This window comes from Agarivorans sp. Z349TD_8 (assembly GCF_050870825.2).
In the GTDB taxonomy this organism is placed as follows: domain Bacteria; phylum Pseudomonadota; class Gammaproteobacteria; order Enterobacterales; family Celerinatantimonadaceae; genus Agarivorans.
Genome location: NZ_CP194037.2, coordinates 3,299,146 through 3,323,092, shown reverse-complemented (window position 1 = coordinate 3,323,092; position 23,947 = coordinate 3,299,146). Strand labels below are relative to the sequence as shown.

The 23,947-nt window shown below is 46.1% G+C and carries 22 protein-coding genes; 16 read left to right on the top strand and 6 right to left on the bottom strand.

Annotation, left to right across the window (positions count from 1 at the left end; genetic code table 11):
* Positions 1-36 precede the first annotated feature (36 nt).
* Genes cobD through ACRRS1_RS14915 form a run of 8 tightly spaced genes read left to right on the top strand, consistent with a single transcriptional unit; the run spans position 37 to position 7,436 of the window.
* A complete protein-coding gene (cobD, locus tag ACRRS1_RS14950) occupies positions 37-1,092 on the top strand; it encodes a threonine-phosphate decarboxylase CobD (RefSeq protein ID WP_432467476.1) in 1,056 nt (351 codons plus the stop codon).
* Positions 1,076-1,597, top strand: a complete 522-nt coding sequence (gene cobU / locus ACRRS1_RS14945) for a bifunctional adenosylcobinamide kinase/adenosylcobinamide-phosphate guanylyltransferase (RefSeq protein WP_432467477.1) — start codon at positions 1,076-1,078, stop codon at positions 1,595-1,597. The genes cobD and cobU overlap by 17 nt, the downstream gene beginning before the upstream one ends.
* A gap of 5 nt (positions 1,598-1,602) precedes the next feature.
* Positions 1,603-2,655: a hypothetical protein gene (locus ACRRS1_RS14940; RefSeq protein WP_432467478.1), complete on the top strand. Its 1,053-nt coding sequence runs from the start codon at positions 1,603-1,605 to the stop codon at positions 2,653-2,655.
* On the top strand, positions 2,639-4,156 hold the full coding sequence (locus tag ACRRS1_RS14935; protein WP_432467479.1) for a cobyric acid synthase: 1,518 nt from the start codon (positions 2,639-2,641) through the stop codon (positions 4,154-4,156). Before ACRRS1_RS14940 ends, ACRRS1_RS14935 begins: the two co-directional genes overlap by 17 nt.
* Positions 4,149-5,447, top strand: a complete 1,299-nt coding sequence (locus ACRRS1_RS14930; protein ID WP_432467480.1) for a cobyrinate a,c-diamide synthase — start codon at positions 4,149-4,151, stop codon at positions 5,445-5,447. Before ACRRS1_RS14935 ends, ACRRS1_RS14930 begins: the two co-directional genes overlap by 8 nt.
* Complete coding sequence (locus tag ACRRS1_RS14925) at positions 5,444-6,025, top strand: histidine phosphatase family protein (RefSeq protein WP_432467481.1); 582 nt, start codon at positions 5,444-5,446, stop codon at positions 6,023-6,025. Before ACRRS1_RS14930 ends, ACRRS1_RS14925 begins: the two co-directional genes overlap by 4 nt.
* Before the next feature lie 44 nt (positions 6,026-6,069).
* Entirely contained in the window at positions 6,070-6,669 is a 600-nt protein-coding gene (locus ACRRS1_RS14920; RefSeq protein ID WP_432459761.1) for a histidine phosphatase family protein, read from the top strand.
* Positions 6,666-7,436 (top strand): adenosylcobinamide-GDP ribazoletransferase, encoded by a 771-nt coding sequence (locus ACRRS1_RS14915; RefSeq protein ID WP_432467482.1) that lies wholly within the window; start codon positions 6,666-6,668, stop codon positions 7,434-7,436. The genes ACRRS1_RS14920 and ACRRS1_RS14915 overlap by 4 nt, the downstream gene beginning before the upstream one ends.
* Before the next feature lie 204 nt (positions 7,437-7,640).
* Here the strand turns inward: ACRRS1_RS14915 and yqfB are convergent, their stop codons facing one another.
* From yqfB to ACRRS1_RS14900, 3 genes are all read right to left on the bottom strand, one after another.
* Positions 7,641-7,970: a N(4)-acetylcytidine aminohydrolase gene (gene yqfB, locus ACRRS1_RS14910; RefSeq protein ID WP_432467483.1), complete on the bottom strand. Its 330-nt coding sequence runs from the start codon at positions 7,968-7,970 to the stop codon at positions 7,641-7,643.
* A gap of 161 nt (positions 7,971-8,131) precedes the next feature.
* The gene (locus tag ACRRS1_RS14905) at positions 8,132-8,536 is read right to left on the bottom strand and encodes an NUDIX hydrolase (RefSeq protein ID WP_432467485.1); all 405 of its coding nucleotides are present in this window, start codon (positions 8,534-8,536) and stop codon (positions 8,132-8,134) included.
* A gap of 122 nt (positions 8,537-8,658) precedes the next feature.
* Entirely contained in the window at positions 8,659-9,144 is a 486-nt protein-coding gene (locus ACRRS1_RS14900) for a GNAT family N-acetyltransferase (RefSeq protein ID WP_432467486.1), read from the bottom strand.
* A gap of 495 nt (positions 9,145-9,639) precedes the next feature.
* Between ACRRS1_RS14900 and ACRRS1_RS14895 the strand changes: the two genes are divergently transcribed.
* Complete coding sequence (locus tag ACRRS1_RS14895; RefSeq protein ID WP_432452404.1) at positions 9,640-10,413, top strand: PEP-CTERM sorting domain-containing protein; 774 nt, start codon at positions 9,640-9,642, stop codon at positions 10,411-10,413.
* A 255-nt stretch (positions 10,414-10,668) separates the two neighbouring features.
* Here ACRRS1_RS14895 and ACRRS1_RS14890 read toward each other — a convergent pair whose 3' ends face one another.
* Positions 10,669-12,585, bottom strand: coding sequence for a methyl-accepting chemotaxis protein (locus ACRRS1_RS14890; protein ID WP_432452405.1), 1,917 nt, complete (start codon positions 12,583-12,585; stop codon positions 10,669-10,671).
* Between the two features lie 841 nt (positions 12,586-13,426).
* Between ACRRS1_RS14890 and ACRRS1_RS14885 the strand changes: the two genes are divergently transcribed.
* Entirely contained in the window at positions 13,427-14,473 is a 1,047-nt protein-coding gene (locus ACRRS1_RS14885; RefSeq protein ID WP_432467487.1) for an NAD(P)H-dependent flavin oxidoreductase, read from the top strand.
* Between the two features lie 66 nt (positions 14,474-14,539).
* Here the strand turns inward: ACRRS1_RS14885 and ACRRS1_RS14880 are convergent, their stop codons facing one another.
* Together ACRRS1_RS14880 and ACRRS1_RS14875 are read right to left on the bottom strand one after the other, a co-directional pair.
* A complete protein-coding gene (locus ACRRS1_RS14880; protein ID WP_432467488.1) occupies positions 14,540-15,343 on the bottom strand; it encodes a substrate-binding periplasmic protein in 804 nt (267 codons plus the stop codon).
* Positions 15,344-15,737: 394 nt separating this feature from the next.
* A complete protein-coding gene (locus ACRRS1_RS14875) occupies positions 15,738-18,221 on the bottom strand; it encodes a cation:proton antiporter domain-containing protein (protein WP_432467489.1) in 2,484 nt (827 codons plus the stop codon).
* A 328-nt stretch (positions 18,222-18,549) separates the two neighbouring features.
* On the opposite strand from ACRRS1_RS14875, the gene fucO reads away from it, so the two are divergent.
* From fucO to ACRRS1_RS14845, 6 genes are all read left to right on the top strand, one after another.
* Positions 18,550-19,698, top strand: coding sequence for a lactaldehyde reductase (gene fucO, locus ACRRS1_RS14870; protein ID WP_432467491.1), 1,149 nt, complete (start codon positions 18,550-18,552; stop codon positions 19,696-19,698).
* Positions 19,699-19,764: 66 nt separating this feature from the next.
* Positions 19,765-19,941: a hypothetical protein gene (locus ACRRS1_RS14865; RefSeq protein WP_432467492.1), complete on the top strand. Its 177-nt coding sequence runs from the start codon at positions 19,765-19,767 to the stop codon at positions 19,939-19,941.
* A gap of 15 nt (positions 19,942-19,956) precedes the next feature.
* Positions 19,957-20,118 carry a hypothetical protein gene (locus ACRRS1_RS14860; protein ID WP_432452410.1) on the top strand — a complete coding sequence of 54 codons (162 nt, stop codon included), beginning with the start codon at positions 19,957-19,959 and terminating at the stop codon, positions 20,116-20,118.
* 107 nt (positions 20,119-20,225) lie between these two features.
* Positions 20,226-22,046 carry a vWA domain-containing protein gene (locus ACRRS1_RS14855; protein ID WP_432467493.1) on the top strand — a complete coding sequence of 607 codons (1,821 nt, stop codon included), beginning with the start codon at positions 20,226-20,228 and terminating at the stop codon, positions 22,044-22,046.
* Positions 22,030-22,614: a sigma-70 family RNA polymerase sigma factor gene (locus ACRRS1_RS14850; protein WP_432452412.1), complete on the top strand. Its 585-nt coding sequence runs from the start codon at positions 22,030-22,032 to the stop codon at positions 22,612-22,614. The genes ACRRS1_RS14855 and ACRRS1_RS14850 overlap by 17 nt, the downstream gene beginning before the upstream one ends.
* A complete protein-coding gene (locus tag ACRRS1_RS14845; RefSeq protein ID WP_432452413.1) occupies positions 22,607-23,410 on the top strand; it encodes a hypothetical protein in 804 nt (267 codons plus the stop codon). The genes ACRRS1_RS14850 and ACRRS1_RS14845 overlap by 8 nt, the downstream gene beginning before the upstream one ends.
* The last annotated feature ends 537 nt before the right edge of the window (positions 23,411-23,947 follow it).

The window sequence follows — 23,947 nt, the reverse complement described above, 5'->3', positions numbered from 1 at the left end:
GAAGTTTGAGGGGATGACTTGATTGAGGAGCAGAGAATGAAGGCAGTCGCGCCACAGCATGGTGGGAATTTGCGTGAGCAGGTGGCTCGTTACGGCGGAGCATTGACCGACTGGCTGGATCTTTCCACTGGGGTGAGCCCTTTTGCCTATCCGGTGGGCAGCCTGCCTGCCGAGGTTTGGCAGCATTTGCCGCAAATCGATGACGGTTTAGAACAGGCCGCTCGTCGTTATTATAATGCGCCGTTTAAACCGCTGGCGGTTGCTGGCTCTCAGGCGGCGATTATGGCCTTGCCGAGTATTATTTTGGCGCGTCTCGAGTGTTCCAAGGCCGTGGTGGCCTTGCCTAGAGTTGGCTATAAAGAGCACCAACATGCTTGGCAACAGTGCGGCGGGTGCGAGTTGATGTTTTATGATGATTTCCCTAGCCCGCAGCTGGTGGCTCGCAGCGATGTACTGGTGGTGATCCATCCCAATAACCCAAGCGGGGAGCGTTATTCGGTGCAGCAACTGCTTGAGTTGCGCCAGCATCTGGCTGCCAGAGGCGGGTATTTACTGGTGGACGAAGCCTTTATGGATTGCACACCGCAGTGCTCGTTATTGCACCCTGAGCTGGATTTATCGCATCTGGTGGTGCTGCGCTCGGTAGGTAAATTTTTTGGTTTAGCAGGGGCACGGGTTGGTTTTGTATTTGCCGAGCTGGCCATGCAGGTAGCGTTGGCAGATCGGCTGGGTCCTTGGACGGTGGCAGGTCCTTGTCGCTGGGTGGTACAACAGGCACTGCTCGATAAACCCTGGCAGCAGCAAACCAAGCGTGCGTTAGGCGCAGCCTCGCAGCGCCTTAATCAATTATTAGCGAAATATTTAAACTGTCGGCTGGCGGGCAGCCAGCTATTTACCAGCGCTTATCTGGTGCAAGCGAGTGACTGGCATAGGCAACTCTGTGAAGCCCAAATTTACACCCGTTTATGTGACGAAGGGGATGCGCTGCGCTTTGGTTTACCCGCCAGTGAGGCTGATTGGACAAAATTAACCAAGGCGTTGCAACAGTTAAGCCGCGCCATCAAGGAGACCAGCGATGGCGAATCGGATTGAACTAGTTTTGGGCGGTGCCCGTTCCGGGAAAAGTGCTTACGCCGAGCAACAGGCGCAGCTATCGGGCAAAAGCGTGATTTATCTTGCCACCTCTCAGGTGCGTGATCCGGAGATGGCGCAGCGGGTGGCAATGCATCAACAGCAGCGCCCAGCCCACTGGCAAGTGATTGAAGAGCCAGTTGCATTGCCCGAGGCATTACTCGCCCATAGCCGCGCCGATAATTGCATTTTGGTGGATTGTTTAACCCTGTGGTTGAGCAATTGCCTGTTTGAGTTTGACCCGGTGCAATGGCCCGAGCGTAAGCAAAGTTTACTGACCAGCTTGGCCGAACTTCCCGGACAAGTGATTTTAGTTAGCAACGAAGTGGGTTGTGGCATTGTGCCGATGGGCGAGCAGTCGCGTCGTTTTGTGGATCAAGCTGGCTGGCTACATCAAGCGATTGCAGCCCAAGTAAACAAGGTGACGTTGGTCACCGCTGGCCTTCCCATGCATCTCAAAGGATGAATATTATGTGGTTGAATTTTATAACTTTAAACTCGGTTGCTCCGATCCCAAACCTACATCAGATTAGTGACGCGGGCGCAGGTGACGGGCTGATGCAATTGCACCCCTCGCGCGATACCGAGTTGATTGCCTGTGGTCAGGCGAATACCTTACTGGATGGCCAATTTTTGCCTTCTCCGGAATTGGCCAACGGCTCGGTGACTCCGGCGATTTTGGTTCATGGAATATTTCGCGCCCTGCAGGCCAAAGGTTATAAAATTCGACTGCATTGTTATCAATTAGGGCTGGAGCATGAACCTGATTTTAATGGCAGCATGGTTGATCACCTGGTGGTGCATCACTGTGCGCTGGGTGCAGAGCAACAGCTGATGCAACAACAGTTGATTCCTGAGTTGAAACGTCAGGCGGCAGCGGGCGAGCGGCATCTGATCGCCGAGTCAGGAATAGGAGGCACTAGCTTTGCCAGCCTTTGGCTACGACGTTGGTTGGGTCAAGTCTTGAGTTTTGCTGGGAGTACCAAAGATCCGGAAAAGTTGCGAGTAAAAGAACAATTGATTGAATCTCTGCTGAGTCAGACCGCACAACTGCCGCTGGCGGTGGAGCCTTATGTGGCTAGTTTACAATGGTCGGATCCCATTCAGCGAGCCTGTTGTGCATTACTCGATTCGGAGTTAGTTCGTCTCGACTTTGCCGGAGGCGTGATGATGTTTGCACCAGTGATTGCCATGCAACATCAACTTCGTGATAAACAATTGAGCATTGCCACTACGCGCTGGGTGATGGCCTCCGGTGATTCGCAAATTATCGCCGCGGCACTGCCTGCGAATTGTCGTGTATTGACTCCCGAACTACGTTTTGATGGCTCGAAGTTTAAGGCATTGCAAATGTATGAAAGAGGCTACGTGATTGAAGGCTGTGGTTTAGGCGCTTGTTTGGTATTTGCCGAGCAGCAGGCAATTAAGCCACAACAGCTACTCGCCAGCCTCGATAGTGCGGTGACGCCATGGTTGAAACCGCAACAACAGCAACAAGGATCCGCTCATGCAAGCATGCACTAAAGCCCTGATGGTTCAAGGCACGACTTCAGATGCGGGTAAATCGGTGCTGGTGGCCGGTTTGTGTCGCGTACTGGCACGCAGGGGCGTTCAGGTTGCGCCTTTTAAGCCACAGAATATGGCTTTGAATAGTGCGGTTACCATCGACCATGGCGAAATAGGCCGCGCCCAAGCGGTACAGGCTTATGCTTGCGGTATTGAGCCAAGCACCGATATGAATCCGATTTTACTGAAGCCCAATACTGATGTGGGGGCGCAGGTGATTATTCATGGTAAGGCGCATGCGGAGATGGATGCAGTGTCTTATCATGCCTATAAACCTAAGGCGATGAAGTATGTGTTGGAGTCTTTTGCTCGTTTACAGGCGAAATATCAAAGCGTACTCATTGAAGGCGCGGGAAGCCCAGCCGAGATCAACTTGCGTGAGCATGACATTGCCAATATGGGCTTTGCTCAAGCCGCCAATGTGCCGGTGATTATTGTGGCTGATATCGATCGCGGCGGGGTATTTGCGCATTTGTACGGTACTCTTGCATTACTCACCGAGGCGGAACAGGCGCAGGTGGTGGGCTTTGTGATTAATCGCTTTCGCGGTGATAAAGCCTTATTGGAGAGCGGTTTACAATGGCTGGAGCAGACAACGGGCAAGCCAGTATTAGGCGTATTGCCTTATTTACATGGTTTGATGCTGGAAGCTGAAGATGCAATTAATGTGAATCAGCTGAAACAGGCGGAACATCCCTTGAAGGTAGTGGTGCCGATTTTACCGCGCATTAGCAATCACACTGACTTTGATCCATTGCGCTTACACCCCAATGTGGATCTGGTGTTTGTCGCTAAACATCAACCCTTGCCAGCTGCGGATTTAATTATCTTGCCCGGTTCGAAGAGTGTTCGCAGTGATTTGGCATTTTTACGCGACCAAGGCTGGGATAAGCAAATCGAGCGGCATTTGCGGTTTGGCGGTAAGTTGATGGGAATTTGTGGTGGTTTGCAGATGTTGGGGGAAGTGATTGCGGATCCTCTCGGTATCGAGGGCGTTGCGGGTGAAAGCGAAGGTTTGGGATATTTGCCTTTACAAACTGAATTGCAGAACAACAAGCAGCTGCGGCGTAGCAAGGGTATTCTGACGATGCCAGGGGCCGAATCCGTAGCAGTATTTGGATATGAAATCCATGCTGGCCGCACCTCGGGGATTGGTCCTCAGGCACCGCTGAGTTTAGACTCTGGCCCCGACGGTGCATTTGGAATGGAGCAACAGGTGTTTGCAACTTATTTACATGGCATCTTTGAATCCAGCGAAGCCTGTGCCGCCATTTTACGCTGGGCTGGTTTAAGCGATGCCAAGGGGCTGGATTTTGAGGCGCTGCGCGAGCAGGGCATTAACCGGGTGGCTGATGCCATAGAACAGCATCTCGATTTACAAAAGCTGTGGCCAGAGTTTGATTTTTCATCTCCAGTCGCTCCCAGCGTTCCACAAGCCACTGGAGTTAACATTGCCTAAGCAACAACACCTATGTCCGGCCTTAGTGGTCGCCGCGCCTAGTTCGGGCAGTGGTAAAACCACGGTGGTTGCGGCCATCGCCCGGTATTTTACTAACTTGGGTAAAACCGTACGAGTATTTAAAACTGGCCCCGATTTTATTGATCCTAACTTTTTGGCCTTTGCCAGCGGGCAGCCTGTGTATCAGTTGGATTTTTGGATGTGCGGTGAAGCCCACTGTAAAGCTCTGGTGGCCGAGGCTGCGCAACAGGCCGATTTGATCCTGATTGAAGGGGTGATGGGCATGTTTGATGGCCAATGTTCCAGCGCCGATATTGCAGCTGTGTTGGGGATCCCTGTGCTGGCGGTAATCGACGCCGCCGCTATGGCACAAACCTTTGCGGCGATCGCCTTTGGTCTGAGTCATTATCGTCAGGATGTTGCAATGTATGGCGTGTTTGCCAATCGGGTTGGTTCTGCGGGTCATGCACAAATGCTTAAAGATGCCTTGGCCGATTCATTGACATTTTGTGGTTATCTGCAAAAAAATTCAGGGCTTACCTTGCCAGAGCGTCATTTAGGTTTAGTGCAAGCCGAAGAGTTGGCCGATCTCGATCAACGATTGGATTTGGCCGCCGCGATGCTCGCCGAAACCGCCAAGCTCAAGTTGCCTCCCCCTGTCGCCTTACAGGCCCCCCAGGCAGAACCTTTGCCCCTCTTATTGGTCAACTGCACCATCGCGATTGCTCGCGATAAGGCTTTTAGTTTCATCTATCAGGCGAATTTAGATGTATTGCAGCAACTGGGCGCTCACTTAGTATTTTTCTCGCCCATTGCAGGTGATGAACTCCCACTCTGCGATGCGCTGTATTTGCCCGGCGGTTATCCTGAGTTACATCTGCAAGCCTTACAGGCCAACCAAGTATTGATGCAGCAGATCAGACTGCATGCCCAGAGCAAGCCGATTTTGGCAGAATGCGGCGGTATGCTTTATCTCAATCGAAGTCTAAGTGATGTCGATGGGGTGAGCGCCGAGCTCTGTGGGGTGCTGGATGCCACGGCGCAAATGCAGGATAGGCTATGCGCCTTAGGTCTGGTGGAAGCTGATTTTTCCGGTCAAAAACTGCGCGGTCACAGTTTTCATTATTCTAAAACCCAGTCGCAGCAGTGGGTATTATGCACGCCGATTGCCCAATCGGGCCGCGAGATGGATCCGGTGTGGCAGCAAGAAAAGTTGATAGCCTCTTATATTCATTGGTACTTTCCCTATAATCCTCAGTTAGTTGCCAGTATCTTTAAGGGGGAGTTGTGAGCCTTATATTGATCCGCCACGGTCAAACGCAGTGGAATGCGCAGCGGCGCATCCAAGGCTGGCTGGATAGCCCCTTAACCGAGCAAGCGCTGCAGCAATTGCTTACGCTGCCTTTGCCCGCTTGTCATCTGCCGTTGTTGTTTTGCAGCGATTTAGCTCGCGCTTATCACAGCGCTCAGCTATTGGGAAAGCGTTTAGGCTTGAAACCAAGCGTTGATGTGCGGCTTCGCGAACGCTGTTTTGGTGAACTACAGGGTGAGGTGATCGATCAAAATCAGCACTTAAGTGAGCAGTGGCGAGTCTACCAGCAACGTTATCAACGACAAATGCAGGGTGTGGCCGGGCTCGAGTCGGAAGCTGATTTTGCGGCGAGAATTCATTCTTTCTTAGCCTCTCTGGCCCCTTTCGCTGAGCAACACGACATTATCATCGTCGGTCACGGCGAATGGTTACGTGCCTTGAGCAATATTCTGCGTGGGCAATGCTCCTGGGCAGAAGGTCAAGGCATTGGTAGCAATGGGATCGTCCAAAGGCTGGACTTTCCAATACAGCACTCGGGACTGCAATGCAGTGCTTGAATGGAGCGATTGGCGCATTTACCTATAACATAAGAATGATTTAGATGAGCACTACCAGCATTGATTTACTGCGCCATGGTTTGCCCAAAGGGGCAGACTGCTTTCGCGGCCATAGCGATTTTGCCTTAACCGAAGAGGGGATGGCGCAAATGTTTGCCGCCATGCAACATGCCCCCGTGGCTGAGCGATTGGTGAGTTCGCCGCTCCGTCGTTGCCGTGATTTTGCCGAGCAATACGCGCAGCAGCATCAATTAGAACTGCTGCAGGCCAAACAATTCATGGAAATTGATTTTGGCGATTGGGACGGTCTGCCCAAGCAGCAGGTTTGGGAGCGAGAGCAGCAAGTCTTGAGTGCCTTTTGGGCCGATCCCTGGCATGTGACACCGCCCGGCGGCGAGAGTTTATTGGCCTATGAACAGCGGATTGTGAGTGCCTGGAAGGCGCTACTCAAACAACATCGAGGTAAGCGCGTGTTGTTAGTCACCCATGGCGGGGTGATTAAACAAATTTTGCGTTACGTCTTGCAGCTGCCAAGAACCGCCAGTTACTTGCAACGCTTGGAGATTGGCTATGCAGCAAGGATCTCCATTTCGGTTTTTCACGATTCAGATGGCCAACTTTGGCCTCAGGTAAGTTTTACATGACAATTGCTTCTAAAATCATCTATCAGTGGCAGGTTCTGCTACTGGCGATTTCTATTTTTACCCGTTTGCCGGTTCCTGCGGATCTGCCTTATAGCGAAGATCGCAAGAACGAGTCTTATAAATTCAGCCCCCTAGTGGGCTTGCTGGTGGGTTGTTTAAGCGCTTTGGTGTATTCGCTCAGCGCCCAGCTGTGGCCGCAAAGTGTGGCGGTGGTGTTATCGATGATTGCCAGTATTTATATGACCGGTGCTTTTCATGAAGACGGCTTTGCCGATACCTGCGATGGCTTTGGCGGTGGTTTTACTCCGCTCCGCAAGCTGGAAATTATGAAGGATTCGCGGGTGGGCGCTTACGCGCTGATAGGCATGGTGTTGGTACTATTGCTCAAATATGTCAGCCTCAGCGAGCTGCATCAAGTGCCCTTAGCCTTGATGATTGCCCATACCTTAAGCCGCAGCGTTGCGGTGAGTTTTATCTACAGCCATGGTTATGTGCGCCAAAGTGAACAGTCGAAGTTAAACATTGCTCATAGCCCAAGCCGTAACAATGATCGTCTGGTATTGTTGTTGATTAGTCTGCTGTCGTTAAGCTTGTTACCAAGCTTGGGCCTAGCGGTGGCTTTAGTTGGTGTATTGTTACTGGCGCGGTTTGGTTTCGGCCGTTGGTTGCATGCTCAGATCGGTGGCTATACCGGTGATGCGCTGGGTGCGATTCAGCAGTTATCAGAACTGCTCTGTTATCTGTTTTTATTATATTGGTTGAGTTAAAGCCGATGCGGTGGGGTGGCTTTTATGCCCCTTCATCAGCAGCACTTCGCTCCCTGGCGAATACTTGTTTCAATATTGTTTGGCGAATGCTGTTGATTGCTGTTTTGCTTTGACGGTACCGCCATTTTTATTTGCTCAGCCAAAGTTTAGTTGCTGAAAAGAAGGCCGCCCCGGGGCATTTTTTTCCCTGCGTGGCGCAAGTTGTTATGCGTTGTTTGGCCGTAACTGATATGTAATCACAAACAATTCATTGGTATCTGGGTAGATTTCTTTGATGAGCTCTTTAAGTCTTGGTAATTCCAAAAACTCTTGCTGAGCATGGAATTCATTGATCTCATCAAACTTTATTGGTGCTACAGATTCAATTTCTATATCGCAAACTTTTTGATCGGTTTCCAAGGTGAAAACTTCGACTTGAGAGCCGACAACATAATGGCTTTCAGATTTGTCTCGGATCGTGATTGTCTTTTTACCAGATGTAATCAATGGCGTAAGAAATTCATAAAACGTAATTTTATCTGGAACATCAGTCATTGTTTATTTTCACTTTGCAATATATAAACAGATAAGGGTTGTTATGAAGAAAATTTCCTTGTGATAACAAGGAGATGTTCCATCTTTCCCGCATTTTTGTTAAAGACAGCGATTTTAAAGCATCAATTAAACGAGTTGCAGTAACTGTCTTTATAATTTTGTTATGGGTATTTTTGACTAGGATACCAAGTTTTTTCAACAAGCATTGGAAATACCTTGGTTTCGAATATTGAACTAACCTGAACTTGCTTGATATTGGAGGTATTGATCCACTTTAGCTCAGCAATTTCAGCTGCTTCTTTCAGCTTACCTTGATATGAATGGACTACATAAACATCCATCTCGAGCTCAATTTTTTCATTAGCTGAGGCTGGCGCTTTATATGAGTTAAAAAATGAAAAGTCGCCCTTTTTTATGGTGATTCCAACTTCTTCTTTTAACTTCCTCACTAAGGCGTCTTCTGGAGACTCTCCCATATCAGGCTTTCCTCCTGGGGCAAAAAAAGTATCGTTCCCTTTGGAGCGCAAAACCAATAAAGACTTATTTTCAATTATTAGACATAACACGCTCGCAACTAATAGACATAACGCTGGCAGCCGCTACGCATATTTTTTCAGGTTAACGAAACGCGCTGCTTTGTGGTGAAAGCGAAGTCGCAACAAAGCAGCTTTGGTTGTGCTTGGCATTGTTATGTCGAAAGTTCATGAAGCATAAGCTGAGCACCTACACCGTAACTGGGGTCTACCGCTTGGTTTCCTAAAGATGAAAAGCCTTGCTTTTTCCAGAACTCAAAAGAGTCTTGCACTGCAACCAAGCGAATCTGCTGAAAACCGGAATTTTTCGCAATTTTTAGCAAATTCCCCACCATCTTTTTGCCTAGGCCGTGACCTGCAGCAGTACTCGAAATAGCCAAATCATGTAAAAAAAGAATTGTTCCCTCTGAGCCAACTGGCAGAGCTTGAAAGAGCTTTGGTGGGGTATCCTTATTCCATGAATGAGCCAACAAGTATCCAATTACGTTGCCTGCTTTTTCATACACGAAGCAACATTCTGGAGAACACAACCACTTACTTTTCAGAACTTCCAAACTTTCCGGATCGACCAGAGCATAAGCTTCGGCTTGAAGCTTTAAAATTTCTGACCAAGTGGCTTCATTTATTGGCTTTATAGACATCTTCGAACCCTAAATATTGCTGTATAACAGGAAATAGAAAATTCAGCTTCCTACCACGGAAAGAGTAGTCGTATTAGCACAAAGTTGTTCATGTACTGATGCTCTTGCATTAACTGATTGTCTACTTTGATATTTTTTCACTTTTTTCACTTTTTTCAATGTCAGCGTTTATTTTTTTGATTGGAATGGCCCTCATTCAGCCTTATAAATAACGAACTTACATTATTCTTTGTTAAGGAATATATATAAATGTTCTCATTTTGTTGGTTTGATTGCTAGTGGGAATGTTGTGGTTTTTATATTTCTATTCTTCGGGATGATTAAATCAATATTTCAGTTTTATTTCATTTCAGTCTAGCATGTTGGCGTTGAATTAATCAATATATAACTACTTGTTTTTGTTGATTTTTTTGGCGGTTCGTGTATAGAGATCTTGGGGGAGCGATTTATTTAAATCGCTCTTATGGAAAATCAAAACTATTATATGGAGTAGAAATGAAAATAATTATGCTATCAATTTTATCTTTATTATTAAGCATCATTTCAGTTAGCGCATTTTCAAATGTTGTTTTATACGAACAAGATTTCGAAAATCCGACGGGTTATATTAATGGGAATGGCGATGCGAGTCTGCAGTCTGTTAATGCCTTGTATGGTGATCAACCCACAGGTTTTTCTTTCGCTCAAAAAAAGACGGTCGAAACGCTATATATATCGGGGAACGAAGCCTATGGTACAGGGTATTTAGACTCGTCTCGCCAAGGTGGGAATTATGCCTTGGGGATGCAGAATAGCCCGCAAAACGATTTAATTGGTTTGTCATTTAATGTTGGTCATTACGATTTTCTAAATTTTATGGCTGATATATCAAGCATTGAGCTTAGCTCTTGGGGGCCTCATGGTGTTATAGGTACTCCTATATTTGAGTTCACTCTGTTTGACAATCCGACGGGTGTGAATGGCACTGGTTCAGGGAAGGTTCTCGATAGTGGTGTTGCATCAGGAACGGCTTCTGACGTCGATACTTTTGACTGGAGTAGCGTTTTGCTTCCTCTTGAAACGGATGGTAATACCAACGGCAATGTTACATTGAGAATTGATTTGTTAGGGGGCGGTTATGCAGCGATAGACAACCTTCTAATTGTAGCTTCAGATATTCCTAACGATGTTCAGGTCCCTGAACCAAGCTCAATATTTCTATTATCACTTGGACTCATCGGATTGATGATGAACCGACGGAAGACCCTAACTAATCCCCATATATTCTAGTGTCACTGCCGTTATACATGTCTAGAGCTCTTCTCAACGGGCGAACAAGCATTGGTGGTTAATGACCTAAATATTCCATCAATGCTTACTCTGTAGGAACGAAGAACATAGAGTACTTGTTTGTAAAATCGAAAAGCCGGAGGCGTAGCTCTTTGTAGCCTCTAATTATTGCTGAACTGTGGGGTGTCATTCCGTATGTTTTTCGAAATGACACTCGATCCTATTTATGGGCATTATCGTATCAGGCCCAACAGTTTATAATTTAAAAAATGAGACCAAATTGACCAAATCATCTGATTGCTGATGCTGTTTGATTATTTGTGTTTCGATCTCGGTGAGCGTCTGCACATTATCTTCTAAAAGTGTTTTGATCTGTTCTACATTCATACTGATTTCTTTAGCGACGGATGTTTGCTCTTCTGTTGCAACAGATACTTGGGTATTCATCTGCGATACTTCATCAATTGCATTTACAATCGAATCATAGGCTGAACCAGATAGCTCCATTAAGCCGACCACTTCTTTGGTACTCTCTGATGATGAAGAAATGGCTTGCACGACATTTTTTGCACCGACTTGAATAGTATTAATAATGTTTGTTATTTCTGCGATAGAATTTTGAGTTTTCTGAGCTAAGCTACGCACTTCATCGGCTACGACGGAAAAACCTCTTCCTTGCTCTCCTGCTCTGGCGGCTTCAATAGCAGCATTCAGCGCTAACAAGTTGGTTTGATCGGCAATACTGCGGATAACATTGAGTATGCTGGCAATGTTATGACTGTCGTCACTTAGCTTGCTTACTAAGGTCGTTGATGATGTCATTTCCTGAGATAGATGATTGATCGCACCTAATGTTTGTTTGACTTTATCAATACCACTTTTGGCCTCGTTTTCTGCAGTTTGGCTTTGATCTGAAGCATTTTGTGCATTCTCAGAGATATCGTTTGTCGACATTGCCATTTCATGTATAGCGGAGGCGAGCATATCTGTTTGAGATAACTGAATTTGGACTGATTCGGTTGATTTTTTGGCTGAGCCGCTGATGATGGTACTGGATTCCGAAATAATATTTGTTAAGTCGGACAAGCGTGAAATAATTTTACGTAATGCCAAAGCCGATTCATTTAGGGCTGTATTTAATGAACCAAACTCATCATTTACGGCAATTTCGATATCTTTTGTTAAATCCCCTGATGATATTCTTTGAGCAAAATATATAGATTGATTTAATGGGCTCATAATTGAACGAATTAACCAATATCCCATACTAATAGCAGCCACAATAGATATTCCAATCGCCAAGACAATTAAGGTGATTGCTTGTTGGCGTTTTTGTTCAGCGATTCCAAGTTCTATCGATACTAGTTGAGTCATTTTTTTTGACGCCATCATGGCTGAACTTAACATAGAATCCGTGGCTTGGTTTAAGTTGCTATTTTCCGTTTTGATCCTTTTAAATAATGCTAAATAGTTTTGTAAGTTTCTTTCTAAGAGAGAAATAGTGTTTTTTGTATCATCAGATAACATGACATTTTTTATTTCTGATGCTTGAGTGTTTAGGTTTTCAATTTCATTGATGATTTTACCTTCTGATTCTTGATTATATTTTGCATTGTAAGTCCAAATGTTCACTCTAAGATCGTTGAATTTGTCTTTTAATTCTTTGGCTCGCTTGTATCGTCCAAATTCATCAAAAAGATGCTGATTCTTCGAGTAAAAATCATCAATGGAGAGCAGTGTGTTATCGATGTTCGAAGAGATACTGGCCGCTGCTTGGCTAAATTCTCCGCGAGCTTTGATTGCATTTTGTTTTGATGTTGAAAAATGACTAAATGCGTCAATGAAATCTTCAACGCTGTTGGTTATATTTTCAACTTCTTTTTTACTGGAAACTACTTCCATCATCGATTTAACTTGGTTGAGAATTGACCGTGTTTTCTCGGTTTGTATATAAGCATTCTCTTTAAATTTAGATTTTTCTGAAATCATGTAGTCGGCTTGTGCTAGGCGAGCAAGATAAAGTGAAGTATCTGCTTGGTTTAATTCTCGTACGATCTTAGTTTGATATGCTTGTTGTTGGATTTGAACGGTTGTTAATGTTCCTAATACGATAATAATTAGAACGAATATACTTAGTATAAATAAAAGTTTTCTCTTTATGGTAAATATCATTTGCTACCTCTTGAACTTCTTAAAAAACAAACAATAGGTTGTTTATTTGGTAAGCCGCCAGATTAGTAGTCAAATTAATGCAAAGCAATTATCTTATAAAAGTGAATGAATTCATTATTGTTTATAATGTAAATATATCTGAACACCAAGAATATATTACGAAGCGACTTGTCTTGATAAGGGTTTAGATCGGTGGCTTGAATTTATTGGGCTTTTTTCCGCTGGGTAGTTTTCGACGATTACGCTGCTGTTCAGCCTGATCCAAGTGGAGGTGAGCGCCCGGCTCACTGGCATTCAGTTTATGGCAGATGGGACTTTATCCCGGCTTTTCAGCGTTTCGATTTGACCCGTGCTTTTGTCAATCGGGGCGCCGCGGTGTGGGGGGAAAGGTGGTCTGCTGGGCTGCGGTTCACTTGTTCTGTTTACCCCTCACAGCTAATAAGTCATCAGCCACCTTACGGGTGATTGCCTTGGCAATTTGGGTCTGACAGGTGATGGCAGCAATTGTCGCGATGGAGTCATGCAAGTCGAGCGTTTGAATCAGCGCCTATATCGTGTTGATTTTATTGCTTTTATTATCGGTTTTTAGTTGGCCGTAGAGCAACTGTTTGGCGCTGACGTGGATATTCACCATATGGATAGTGCTTGTTTGTCGTCTCTGTTATAAGAGTCGCGCAAGGTCTTGCCATCAAGGGCAACTGTTCCATTGAATACACAGAGCTCTTGAAACGCTGAAGGTGACGAATATTTGGGGTGATGGTTTCAAAAGCGAGCGCTTTAAATATGCGTGACGCTGGTGATAAAGTGGCTGATAAAAGGGGCGACGTTATGGAGAGCGAATATGTATAAAGCAAATATGAGAGCACTACTGGGGACTCAATTACCAATTATTCAGTCGCCGATGGCAGGCGTTCAAGATAGCGCGTTAACTATCGCGGTAAGTGAGGCAGGGGGTTTAGGTTCTTTGCCCTGTGGCATGTTAAGCATAGAACAAATCGTTAGCGAAATAGGTTTCATTAAACAGGCCACCGATAAACCTTATAATCTTAATTTTTTCTGCCATAAGATGCAGGCATATGCTGAATATCAGCATATGTTGTGGCGAAAAAAGTTAAAGCCATATTTTGAAGAATTGGCGATCCACAGCGAAAGTTTGCCTCATTATGCTAATAGAACTCCATTTAATCATGATATTGCCGATGCGATAGAGCCATTTAAGCCGGAATTTATAAGTTTTCATTTTGGTCTGCCCGAGCAGTCATTGCTGGCTCGGATAAAAGGATGGGGAACCAAGATTGTATCTTCAGCGACCACTATCAAAGAGGCATTGTGGCTGGAATCTAAAGGTGTTGATGGGATTATTGCTCAGGGCTTGGAGGCGGGGGGACATCGAGGGATGTTCCTGTCAGACGATATTTCGACCCAAATGGGGATGTCTGCGCTGGTCCCTCAAATTGTAAATAAAGTTAGCGTGCCAGTAATTGCCGCGGGTGGCATCGCTGATAGCCAAGGTGTTCAAGCCGCTTTGCAGCTGGGGGCGGGTGCAGTATTGATTGGCACCGCTTATTTACTTTGCCCTGAAGCTAAAACGTCTCGCTTACATCGTGCTGCGATAAAGAGTAGTAAATCACAGCATACGGCGTTAACCAATGTGTTCTCTGGCAGGCCTGCTCGTGGCATCGTGAATCGAGTGATGAAAGAGCTCGGTTATATGCATCCGCTGGCACCAAGCTTTCCTTATGCTTCAATTGAAATGACCCAACTCCGTGGCGAAGCTGAAAAGTTAAATTCTGATGCTTTTTCTCCACTGTGGTGTGGGCAAAATACCACTGGATGTAAAAATATTTCTGCCAGAGCCTTAACGTTGCAACTTGCTGCTCAAGACTAGGGGCCTTGATTTTTGGAATGGATGTGTAACCGCTAATGAATGCTTGGGGCTCGTTTGCCGAGGTGCTTATTCGACTTGTAACATGCCATCTTTTACCTCCCAGTTAGGTGCTTGGTAATAAGCGGCCCATTTGTCGACGAGCTTTTGAAAAGAGCCATCGTTTTTCATGTCATCTAAGGCCGCTTGCCAGCGAGCAATCAGCCTATCTGAGGTGAGTTGAGAAAAGCCGATATAAATATTGTAACCATACATAGTAAACACTGCTTTCATGAGATGAGGATTGATTTGAGCTTCTCGTGAAATGGCTTGTATATCGAGATCGGTGGCTGCAAATAAGGTGGTTCGCCCTAATAATAATTTCCCTAATCCCTGTTCCCAATGGGTGGTGCTTTGCAGATTAGTAAAGCCTTGTTGTTTCAAGTATTGTTCTTTTGAGTCTTCGCGCATGGTCCCTATGCTCGCAACCTTTTTGGCGTCGGCTAAACTATTTATCGAAATTAGACTATCGCTTTTAGCAAACAGGCGTGCTTTTTTACGAGCGATAGGGCCTACCCATTTAAATTGCGCTTCACGTTTAGCGGTTCGGGCAATACTAAAAATGAAATTATTGTTGACGGTTTTCGCGTTACGATAAGCGCGTGCCCAGGGGATGATTTCAATGTTTACTATATCTCTGGTTCGATGGAAGATTTCCTTAATCACGTCGGTGGTGAAACCTGTTATTTCAGGCTCGCCTGGCTCTCCTTGTTTTGGGGTAAGCACAAAGTTTAGTGGGGGAGCATGGATGGTGTAGCCAAGCATCTCTTGGGCCGTTAACTGGCTTGAAAAGAGAGTGATTGCTACAGTTATCCATGAGATGGTTTTTATCATGTTTCACCTTCAATAATCCGAGCAAGGCTTTATGTGATCACTAGCGATTACAGTTGGTTTTAAGCTCATCAAATAATTTACCGAGTGTATTTAGCTTAGCAAGCCTCGATATTGATAGCCATTTTATGATGCGTGTCGATAATAACAGACTGGCGCTCATTATGAGTTAAGTTGTATCTGGGAGTATGCTTGTGATGACTCGAATTCCAAGCAAGTCGTTTACTCGGCGCAATATGTCCCCTCTTCAGCACCGTTAGTTTACAAAGTTATCGAGAAGAATGGTAAGCAAACTTAAGGAAGTGAAAGCCTTTAAGGTCAACATGAGTCATGCGCTTTGTCCTCAATCCACTTAATTTCTGCGGGCTTTGGGGCACTACTGGCTGGTGAGCGTTTTTTACTGGTTTGGATTTATAGGCTCAGGTGAGGTGACAGCTTGCTGCTGCGATAGTTGTTGTTGTAGCTCTACACTTAATCGTTCCGCCAGTTTGGGGTCTTCACTAGATACGCTTCTTAATACGTTTAAATCTATCCAGATAAGATCACAGGGACCTTCGCTGTAGATATCCTGTTGAAAATGGCCTGTCAGTAGTGCTTCCAGTCCTAAACAGCTGCCTAAAGTGTCGATTTTTTGCTGGTGTTGCTGGATTTTTCCACGACATAAAATGGCGATTGCATCGGCTTGCTCGCCCCTTCTCTGGAGTAACTCGCCTTGCGGGTAGATCCGTCGCCAGGCGTGACGACTTAAGCTTAATAGAGAGCGCTCCTTGGCCTGCGCAAGCCAAGTCACCTGTTTGAGTATGCTACAAAAATCACTGGGAGTGGTGAATCTGGGCATATTACGCAGTGCCATTAAACGCCGTTCTACGTCATCTAACATTTTCTGGGCTTCGGCCTGCTCCAGCTGTGCTTCTTCGACCAGCTGAGTGATTAAAAAGCGCTCTTTATTATGCAGTTGGCGGCTGGCCGTTTGGGTTTCTAAGCTGTAGGCTACTTCCGGAAAGCTTTCTTGTAATTGCCAGATCATCTCTAAGACTTTGGTTTTATTATGGGCAATTTGCTGGGTGAATACGTCTGCTATTTGCGGGGTTGGTGCTAACTCGGTGGCGATCTGTAGGATATGATCTTGGGCCAAAATATACCCGCGAGCCACTTCATAACCTAAGGCCATTTGGTTGAAAGACAGACTAAGCGAGAGTCGGCTAAGCCAGGAGATACGCCCAAGTAATTTCACCAATAGTGGTGTTTTCCAGTAGTGGAACAAGACTTCTCTTGGACCGATGGAAGGCGCGCCATCGAGGGCGCGATCTACGCCATCGACCAGCTTACTTACCGCGAGTCTTTCAAGACCGCCGCTGCGATAGAGTTTCCAGTAAAATTGACGTTCGGTTTCCAGTAAGCGCCGTTGATAAGCAATCCTGAGTTCACCCGACTCGGCATCGCCGCCTAAGCTGTCATCGAGGTCGTTTTCACTGAGCTGGAGCCCTTTGGCTATTTTTGTCCAGTCAGCACGAATGGTGAGAGGGTCTTGTTTTAATACTTTGATTTCCTGATTCAGCTCGCGGTAGATAAGGTGTTGGGCCTTATTTACGGTGACCTGCTTTGAGTGGGGTAAGCCACTTAGCTGCAACTTATTTAGCAGCCAGCCCATGCTGCTGCCGTTGATCACAATTGTCAGTACCACGATTCCTGCGGTCATGAATAGGATCTGTTGACCAACAAGTGGCTCGATTTGTGGGTGGTTGACTAAAGTCAGTGCCAGTGCCAGAGAAACCGCACCGCGTAGTCCCCCCCAAGTTAATACGCAGGCCTTTTGCCAAGAGAGTCCAATACTAATTCGACCTAATATCGGCATTAAAATGGCGATTGAGAGGGCTCGTATGAGCATTACCCCGAGGTATAATGCGGCTAAGGTCCACCACCACTCAAGTAAATCCAAACGCACCTTAAGAGCAACGATTAATCCGACCAGTAAAAAAATTAGCGTATTGGCGATATAAGCCATCATTTGCCAAAATGAGTGCAGAAAATCGGCGCTTTGAACGGATATTCGAGTGCGACCGGGGCCTGCAAATAGGATTGCCATGGTGACGACAGCCACCACACCGGAAACATGCAACACATTTTCAGCTATAAAGTAAACCAAATAGGCACTGGCAATGCTGATACTGATTTCGACCATTGGATTATTAAATAGTCGGTCCATCCATAACAGCGCGAGATAACCAATGGTTAAGCCAAGCAGTAAGCCCGCCAGTACCACTCGAAAAAATTCATTCACGCCTTCGAAAAAGGTAAGTGATTCAGTATGACTCAGTAAACCAAGAAACAGCGAGAACAGTACAATGGCAGTTCCGTCGTTGAGTAGTGATTCACCTTCGATTAGGGTTTCCAAGCGTTTTCTAGAGCTGACTTCTTTAAGCAGGGCCACCACCGCTACCGGGTCGGTGGCGCTGATTAAAGCGCCAAACAGTAAACACAGCGCCCAACTCCAATCCAGAGGTAATACAGCGTGGACCAGCCCAGCGGTTGCGAGCATCGCGAGCATTAATCCGGGAACTGCGAGTAGTGCAATTTGGCTGAAGATCCGTCGAAACAAATGGGTTTCCATGGCGAAGGCGGACTCAAAGATCAAGGTGGGTAAAAACATAAATAGGATCAGATGTGGGTCGATAGAGGTCACGGTAATTAAGGCCTCTGATAAACCTTCAAGCTTGAAGTTGAAAGAACGCAGTACCAGACCCGCCGCCAAACCAAGCAGCAGCAGGGCAACGCTGTAGGGCAGAATACTTTTCTTTAATACAGAACGCAGTAGGGCCCCCAGCAAGAGAGCCACAATTGCGAATAAAATAAAGAAGATACCTGTATCGCTGCTAACCATGGCTAGCGCTCCTTGTCGATATCAACTTGCAGTAACAACAGTTTGCTGCGGGTAGTCACTTGACCGACCACTCAAAGAATAGTTTGTAAAGCGTGTCTGTGTTGGATTTTTGGACTTATTTTTTAAGTCGTGAAAGCTTTGATTGACGCGAGACTTGCCGCCTGAAGAGATGCGAGTTGAATAGTACAAAATTGTCGACTTGTAACAATATATTGGCTAGTCGGTAGTTTTGAAAAACCGAGCACAAACTCCCCCTCGCTCGCTACATACAATGTGCCTAGCGTAACTATTGGTGTTACTTAATTGTAAATTATGAGAGGGAATAGCCATGGCATTTGCATTGAATCTTCCAAAGTTAAGTTTAGCGGGTAGCGGGGCCGTTGAAGATGCGGTGACGGTACTGAGTCAGCAATTTGTAAAAAAAGCCTTGATTGTCACGGATACTAATTTAGTTAAATTAGGTTTGTTAGATACTTTGTTGAGTGCCCTAGATAGCTATTCGATTGCTTATGAGATGTTCGATGAAGTCTTACCAAATCCTACTGCATCTCTGGTGCGGCGGGGTCTTGCGGTATATCAAAAAGCCGAGTGTGATTGTTTTATCGCAGTGGGTGGGGGCAGCCCAGTCGATTGTGCTAAAGCCATTCGTATTATGGCCTCTAACGACGGTGATATTTGTGATTTTAATGGCGTCGGCAAGGTGACTCACTCAGGGGCATATTTTGTTGCCATTAATACCACCGCAGGTACGGCTGCAGAGATGACTTCTAATTCGGTGATTACCGATGAAGAAAACCAAGTCAAAATGGTGATTATCGATGCCAAACAAATCCCGGATATTGCGGTGAATGATCCCAGCTTGATGCTTGGTTTACCAGCGGCAACCACGGCTGCTACTGGTATGGACGCTCTCACTCATGCGATTGAAGCCTACGTGACGCCGGGGGCGCATATTTTAACCCGGCCGACAGCCTTAGAGGCGATCCGCTTAATTAGCAAATGGTTGCCAGTGGCTGTTGCAGAGGGCCAAAACTTTGAGGCACGTGATAACTTAGCATGTGCTCAGTTTTTGGCGGGGATGGCGTTTAATAGCGCAGGTCTTGGTTTAGTGCATGCGATGGCTCACCAACCCGGTGCGACGCATAATCTACCGCATGGTGTATGCAACGCAATTTTGCTGCCGGAAGTGTGTGAATTTAACGCTGAAACCTGCCCTGAGCCGTTTCGCGCGGTTGCCGAGGCAATGGGCGGTAGAACCTTTGATCTCAATGATAAAGACGCGGCAGCCCTCGCGGTCGCTTTGGTTCGTCAGTTGTCGGCGACAGTTGAAATTCCGTCAGGCTTTGCTGAGTTAGGGATCCGCGACACTGATTTTGGTCAATGGATTGATAAAGCGATGCAGGACCCTTGTTTACCGGGGAACCCTCGCCAACCCAGCCCTGATCAAGTGATGCAGCTTTATAAACAAGCCTTATAAATAGACCTTAGTGCCCTCGAAATCTCTGGTTTTGGGGGCAACTTTTAGATGAATAATTGATAGCAAATGAAAACTGTTGTGTTGGTAAAGTTGATTGTGTTGATGGTTTTTATCGTGTTGATTTATGTTGATTGTCAATCAAGCAATGATCTCAAAGCGTTGTTTAAACCGCTAAATCTCAGCTTCACTGATGCTGCAGAGTTGACCGACGCTGATTATTACATGGCCGAACATGGATCATAACACTTGGGAGTTAACATGGATCTTTCATCTATTTATGCACTGATTATGGCAGCAATAGAGGGCAGTGAAACGAGCGAGCCCGTGTTGCTTCATGTACTGATTCGTTTAACCTTAGTATTTATTCTACTTACTATCGAGGTGAAATTTTTTGTGTTCTTAAACCGCAAACTGCCTTAGCCAAATGCCACGAGAAATTGGCCCTGATTAATATTTTTCATTTTTTTAGCCTCGTTTTTGGACTTGCAACGATTACTAAGTTGAGACTTTCTTAAATAAGGTAATCGATGATGCAATTTTCTTCTGTTTCTACTTTTTCTCCGGTGGCGCGCGCTGTGGGTTTGGTGCTAGCTGTATCAGCTTTGGTCGCCTGTGGTCAATACAGCGATACGCAAGCAGAGCAGTCTAAAGCGCCAGTAGCTCCAACCGCCGAGCCGCTGATTTTAGCCGAAGACGCTGCTATTCCCCGGCAAAGGTTAGAGCAAGCCGCGGCGGTTCAACAATTGACTCGCCACGCCAAACTTTCGCCACAAGCAGACCTTCGTTATGTTTCACAGATACAATCATTGCCTAAAGTAAGCAATCAGGAAAATTATCAAGTGCTTGAAGACTCAACTGTGCACTTGGTGAGTGAGCAGCCGGTGTCTACTTTTAGCGCTGATGTAGATACGGCTAGTTATGCCAATGTTCGACGTTTCATTAATCAGGGGCAAATGCCACCTAAAGCCGCTGTGCGGGTTGAAGAGCTGCTTAACTACTTTTCCTATGATTATCTGATGCCGCATTCTCTGACTGAAGCGCAGCCAATTGCTGCGAATACATTGCTTACCGCGTCGCCTTGGAACCCCAATAATCATTTACTGCGGATTGGTATTAATAGTTACCAACCGGACATACAGCAACGTCCTGCAGCTAACTTAGTATTTTTGGTGGATGTCTCGGGTTCGATGCAATCCAGTGATAAGCTCACGCTAGCCAAGCAGTCGATGTTGTTGATGCTGAGCCAACTTAAAGCCGATGATAGTGTGGCAATTGTCACCTATGCCAGTGGCACCAGTGTGGCACTGCCCGCAACCAAAGCGAGTAGCCGACAGACGATCGAAAGAGCGATTGATAGTTTAAGGGCTGGTGGAGCCACCAATGGTGAAGCGGGTATTGCTTTAGCCTACCAGCAAGCACAGCAAGGCTTTATTTCCGGCGGTATCAATCAAGTTTACTTGATCTCGGATGGCGATTTAAATGTTGGGGTGAGTGATGTGGATGCGCTCAAACATTTGATAGGCGAGCGGCGTAAGGCGGGGGTTCAATTTTCGACACTTGGTTTTGGTCAGGGAAATTATAACGATTACTTAATGGAACAACTGGCCGATACTGGCAACGGCGTCTCCGCATATATTGATACCCTCCATGAAGCGCAGAAGGTGTTGGTGGATCAGTTGGGGAGTAGCCTGTACACCGTCGCTCATGATGTAAAATTTCAAGTGGAATTTAATCCAGCGCAGGTCTTAGAATATCGTTTACTTGGTTATCAGAATCGCCAACTCGAGCGTGCCGATTTTAATAACGATCAAAAGGATGCTGGCGATATCGGTGCCGGCCATAGTGTGACCGCCATATATGAACTCACCTTAGTCGGTGATCAAGGCTTAATCGAACCGCTGGTATTTCAGTCTGCGTCGCAAGCGAAGCAAGCCTCGGCAGAAACTAGTCCTGCGATTGCCGAACTGAGGCTACGTTATAAAACTGCTCACTCTAAAGTTTCTGCGAAGCAGCTTCAAAGAGTCCACAAAGATGACTTTATTGCACTTTCAAAAATATCAGATGACGATAGGTTTGCGTTAGCGGTGGCGGCTTTTGGCCAAAAATTAACTGCCGCTCCCTACCTTGGTGATGTTAGCTATCAGCAAATTATTGATTGGGCAAATCAGGCTAAAGGCAAGGATAACTTTGGATATCGTGCAGAGTTTGTTAAATTGGTCAGATTAACGTTTAGCTTAGCGCAGCAGAATGCGGCCTTGCTTGATTCCCACTCAAGCCTCATTTCTCAGCCGCAAGGTCGTATTTTACCAGCAAGGAATCAAGCCCAAACTTATGAGCTTAGCCAGTGATGAGCAACTGATGCTCGACTATGGACAGCGTGGCGATCTCGCGGCCTTTGAGTGCTTGTATCAACGTTATCGTAAAGCGTTATTTGCCTTTGTTCGACAAAAAATGCCTGAAACAGCTGCTAATGAAGTGTTTCAGGATATTTGGGAGTCGCTGATAAGCCAAGCGAGTAGTTTCCACCTGATGGTTACCAGTGAGGCGGGGGTCTCTGTCTATGCGGGCTGTGAAGGTAAGTTTCGGGCCTTCCTTTATACTATTGCTCGTCGCCGTATTGCCGATCATTGGCGTCGCCAAGGTGGTCAAGGTGAGCAAGATGAACAGGCCTTAGCGGGGCTTTTGGCGACCACAAATCCAGAGTTAAGTCATCAACAGGCACAAGCCAAGCAGGTGATTCTGCTCTGTGTATCGCGCTTGCCGAGAAAGCAGCAGGATGTTTTTATGTTGAAACAAAATGGCTTGGCAGTTGCCGAAATTAGTGTGGTATTGGATGCCTCCTTCGATGCGGTGAAAAGCCGAATACGCACTGCTTATCAGCAATTACGTGAATGTTGGGAGAAACACCATGGCTGAGCATACTGATAATCCCCCGAGTGACGCGCAAATCGATCAAGCATTTCAGCAAGCCATCGACCCACTGCAACCTTCGCCCGAGTTGGATCAGCAGATCTTAAATTTGGCCGAGCAGCAGACTAAACAAGCCAAAGTAGTGCCTTTGGTTCGTCGCAAAAGTTGGGCGGGGGCTCCGTTATGGGCCAGTGCCGCTTCGATTGGCTGTGTTGGCGTATTGGGCTGGTGGTTGTGGCAGAGCGTGATGCACGATCCAAGTCTGGCAACACCCAGCGAATTGAGCTATCAAAACGAAGCCCTTCGTTCCGTTGCAAGTCCGTCTTCTGTAGGAGGAGTGGAGCGGCGAGACCACGAGCTGCAACGGGCGGAAGCTCAACAGTCGACAAGCCAAGCTCGAATACTACAAGAATCAGCGCGAGCAGTCGCTAAGCAAAGTATCGCCAGTGATATGGGGGGGGAGCCTGCGATAAATACACCTTCTCTTTCGGTATTTGAAGCGGCAAGCGCCTTGTCAGATGAGCAGCGTCATTGCATTCGCGATGCTTTAGCTGATTTGCGTCCGGAGCAGCTGGCGCGCATTGCGATTCAAGATCTAAGCTTGTCGCAGCAGCAAGCTATCACTCTCGCGGCAACTAAACTTAAGCCCAATTTAGCGTTGCACTGGCAACAACAAGCTTGGTATTTACTCCCCTTCGATCCATCTTGGTGGTTAGTTCCGCAGAGTGTCAATCTTGAGTCTACATTTGTCTATATCTTCCCTGACAAGCTGCGTCATCATTGTCAAAATATCGCTCAATAGAGAATCGTTAACAGGAGCTCTCTATTGCTGTATTTCTTCAGGAATTTGGCGGCCTTAAGGACAATTCATGGCACGTTGTGGTGATTGTGAGTATTTCATATTGGTATTCGAAACACTCACTGGTACTTCGGATTAAAAGCAATCGCTCAGTTTTTTTTCATACGGGTCTACCTCGCCAGTCTATTGCAAATATAACGAAGTTGAATAAATGCTTACTGCTGGTGCGAGCAAGGGATGTTTCACTGTGGCCGCCGACCGAAACTTAAGTGTGTTTTGAGATGAAGCCTGCGCTTTCCTTAGATGTTTAGTTTAATGACTGTCTGTTTTATTTACATTAAACCTTTAATTTTAAATATTTCGTATAATTTAGTTTAAATTATTGCCTTCTATTCTTTTTTAAAAATATAAATTCACAAGTGCGGTATCTTATACTTATTTTTGTCTGATATTGATCGATAGCAAAATAAACGCAATTTATTGGTGACTCGTGTTTACTTAAATTTTCCATTTTTGTAGCATCCGCATTCACATTTTTTT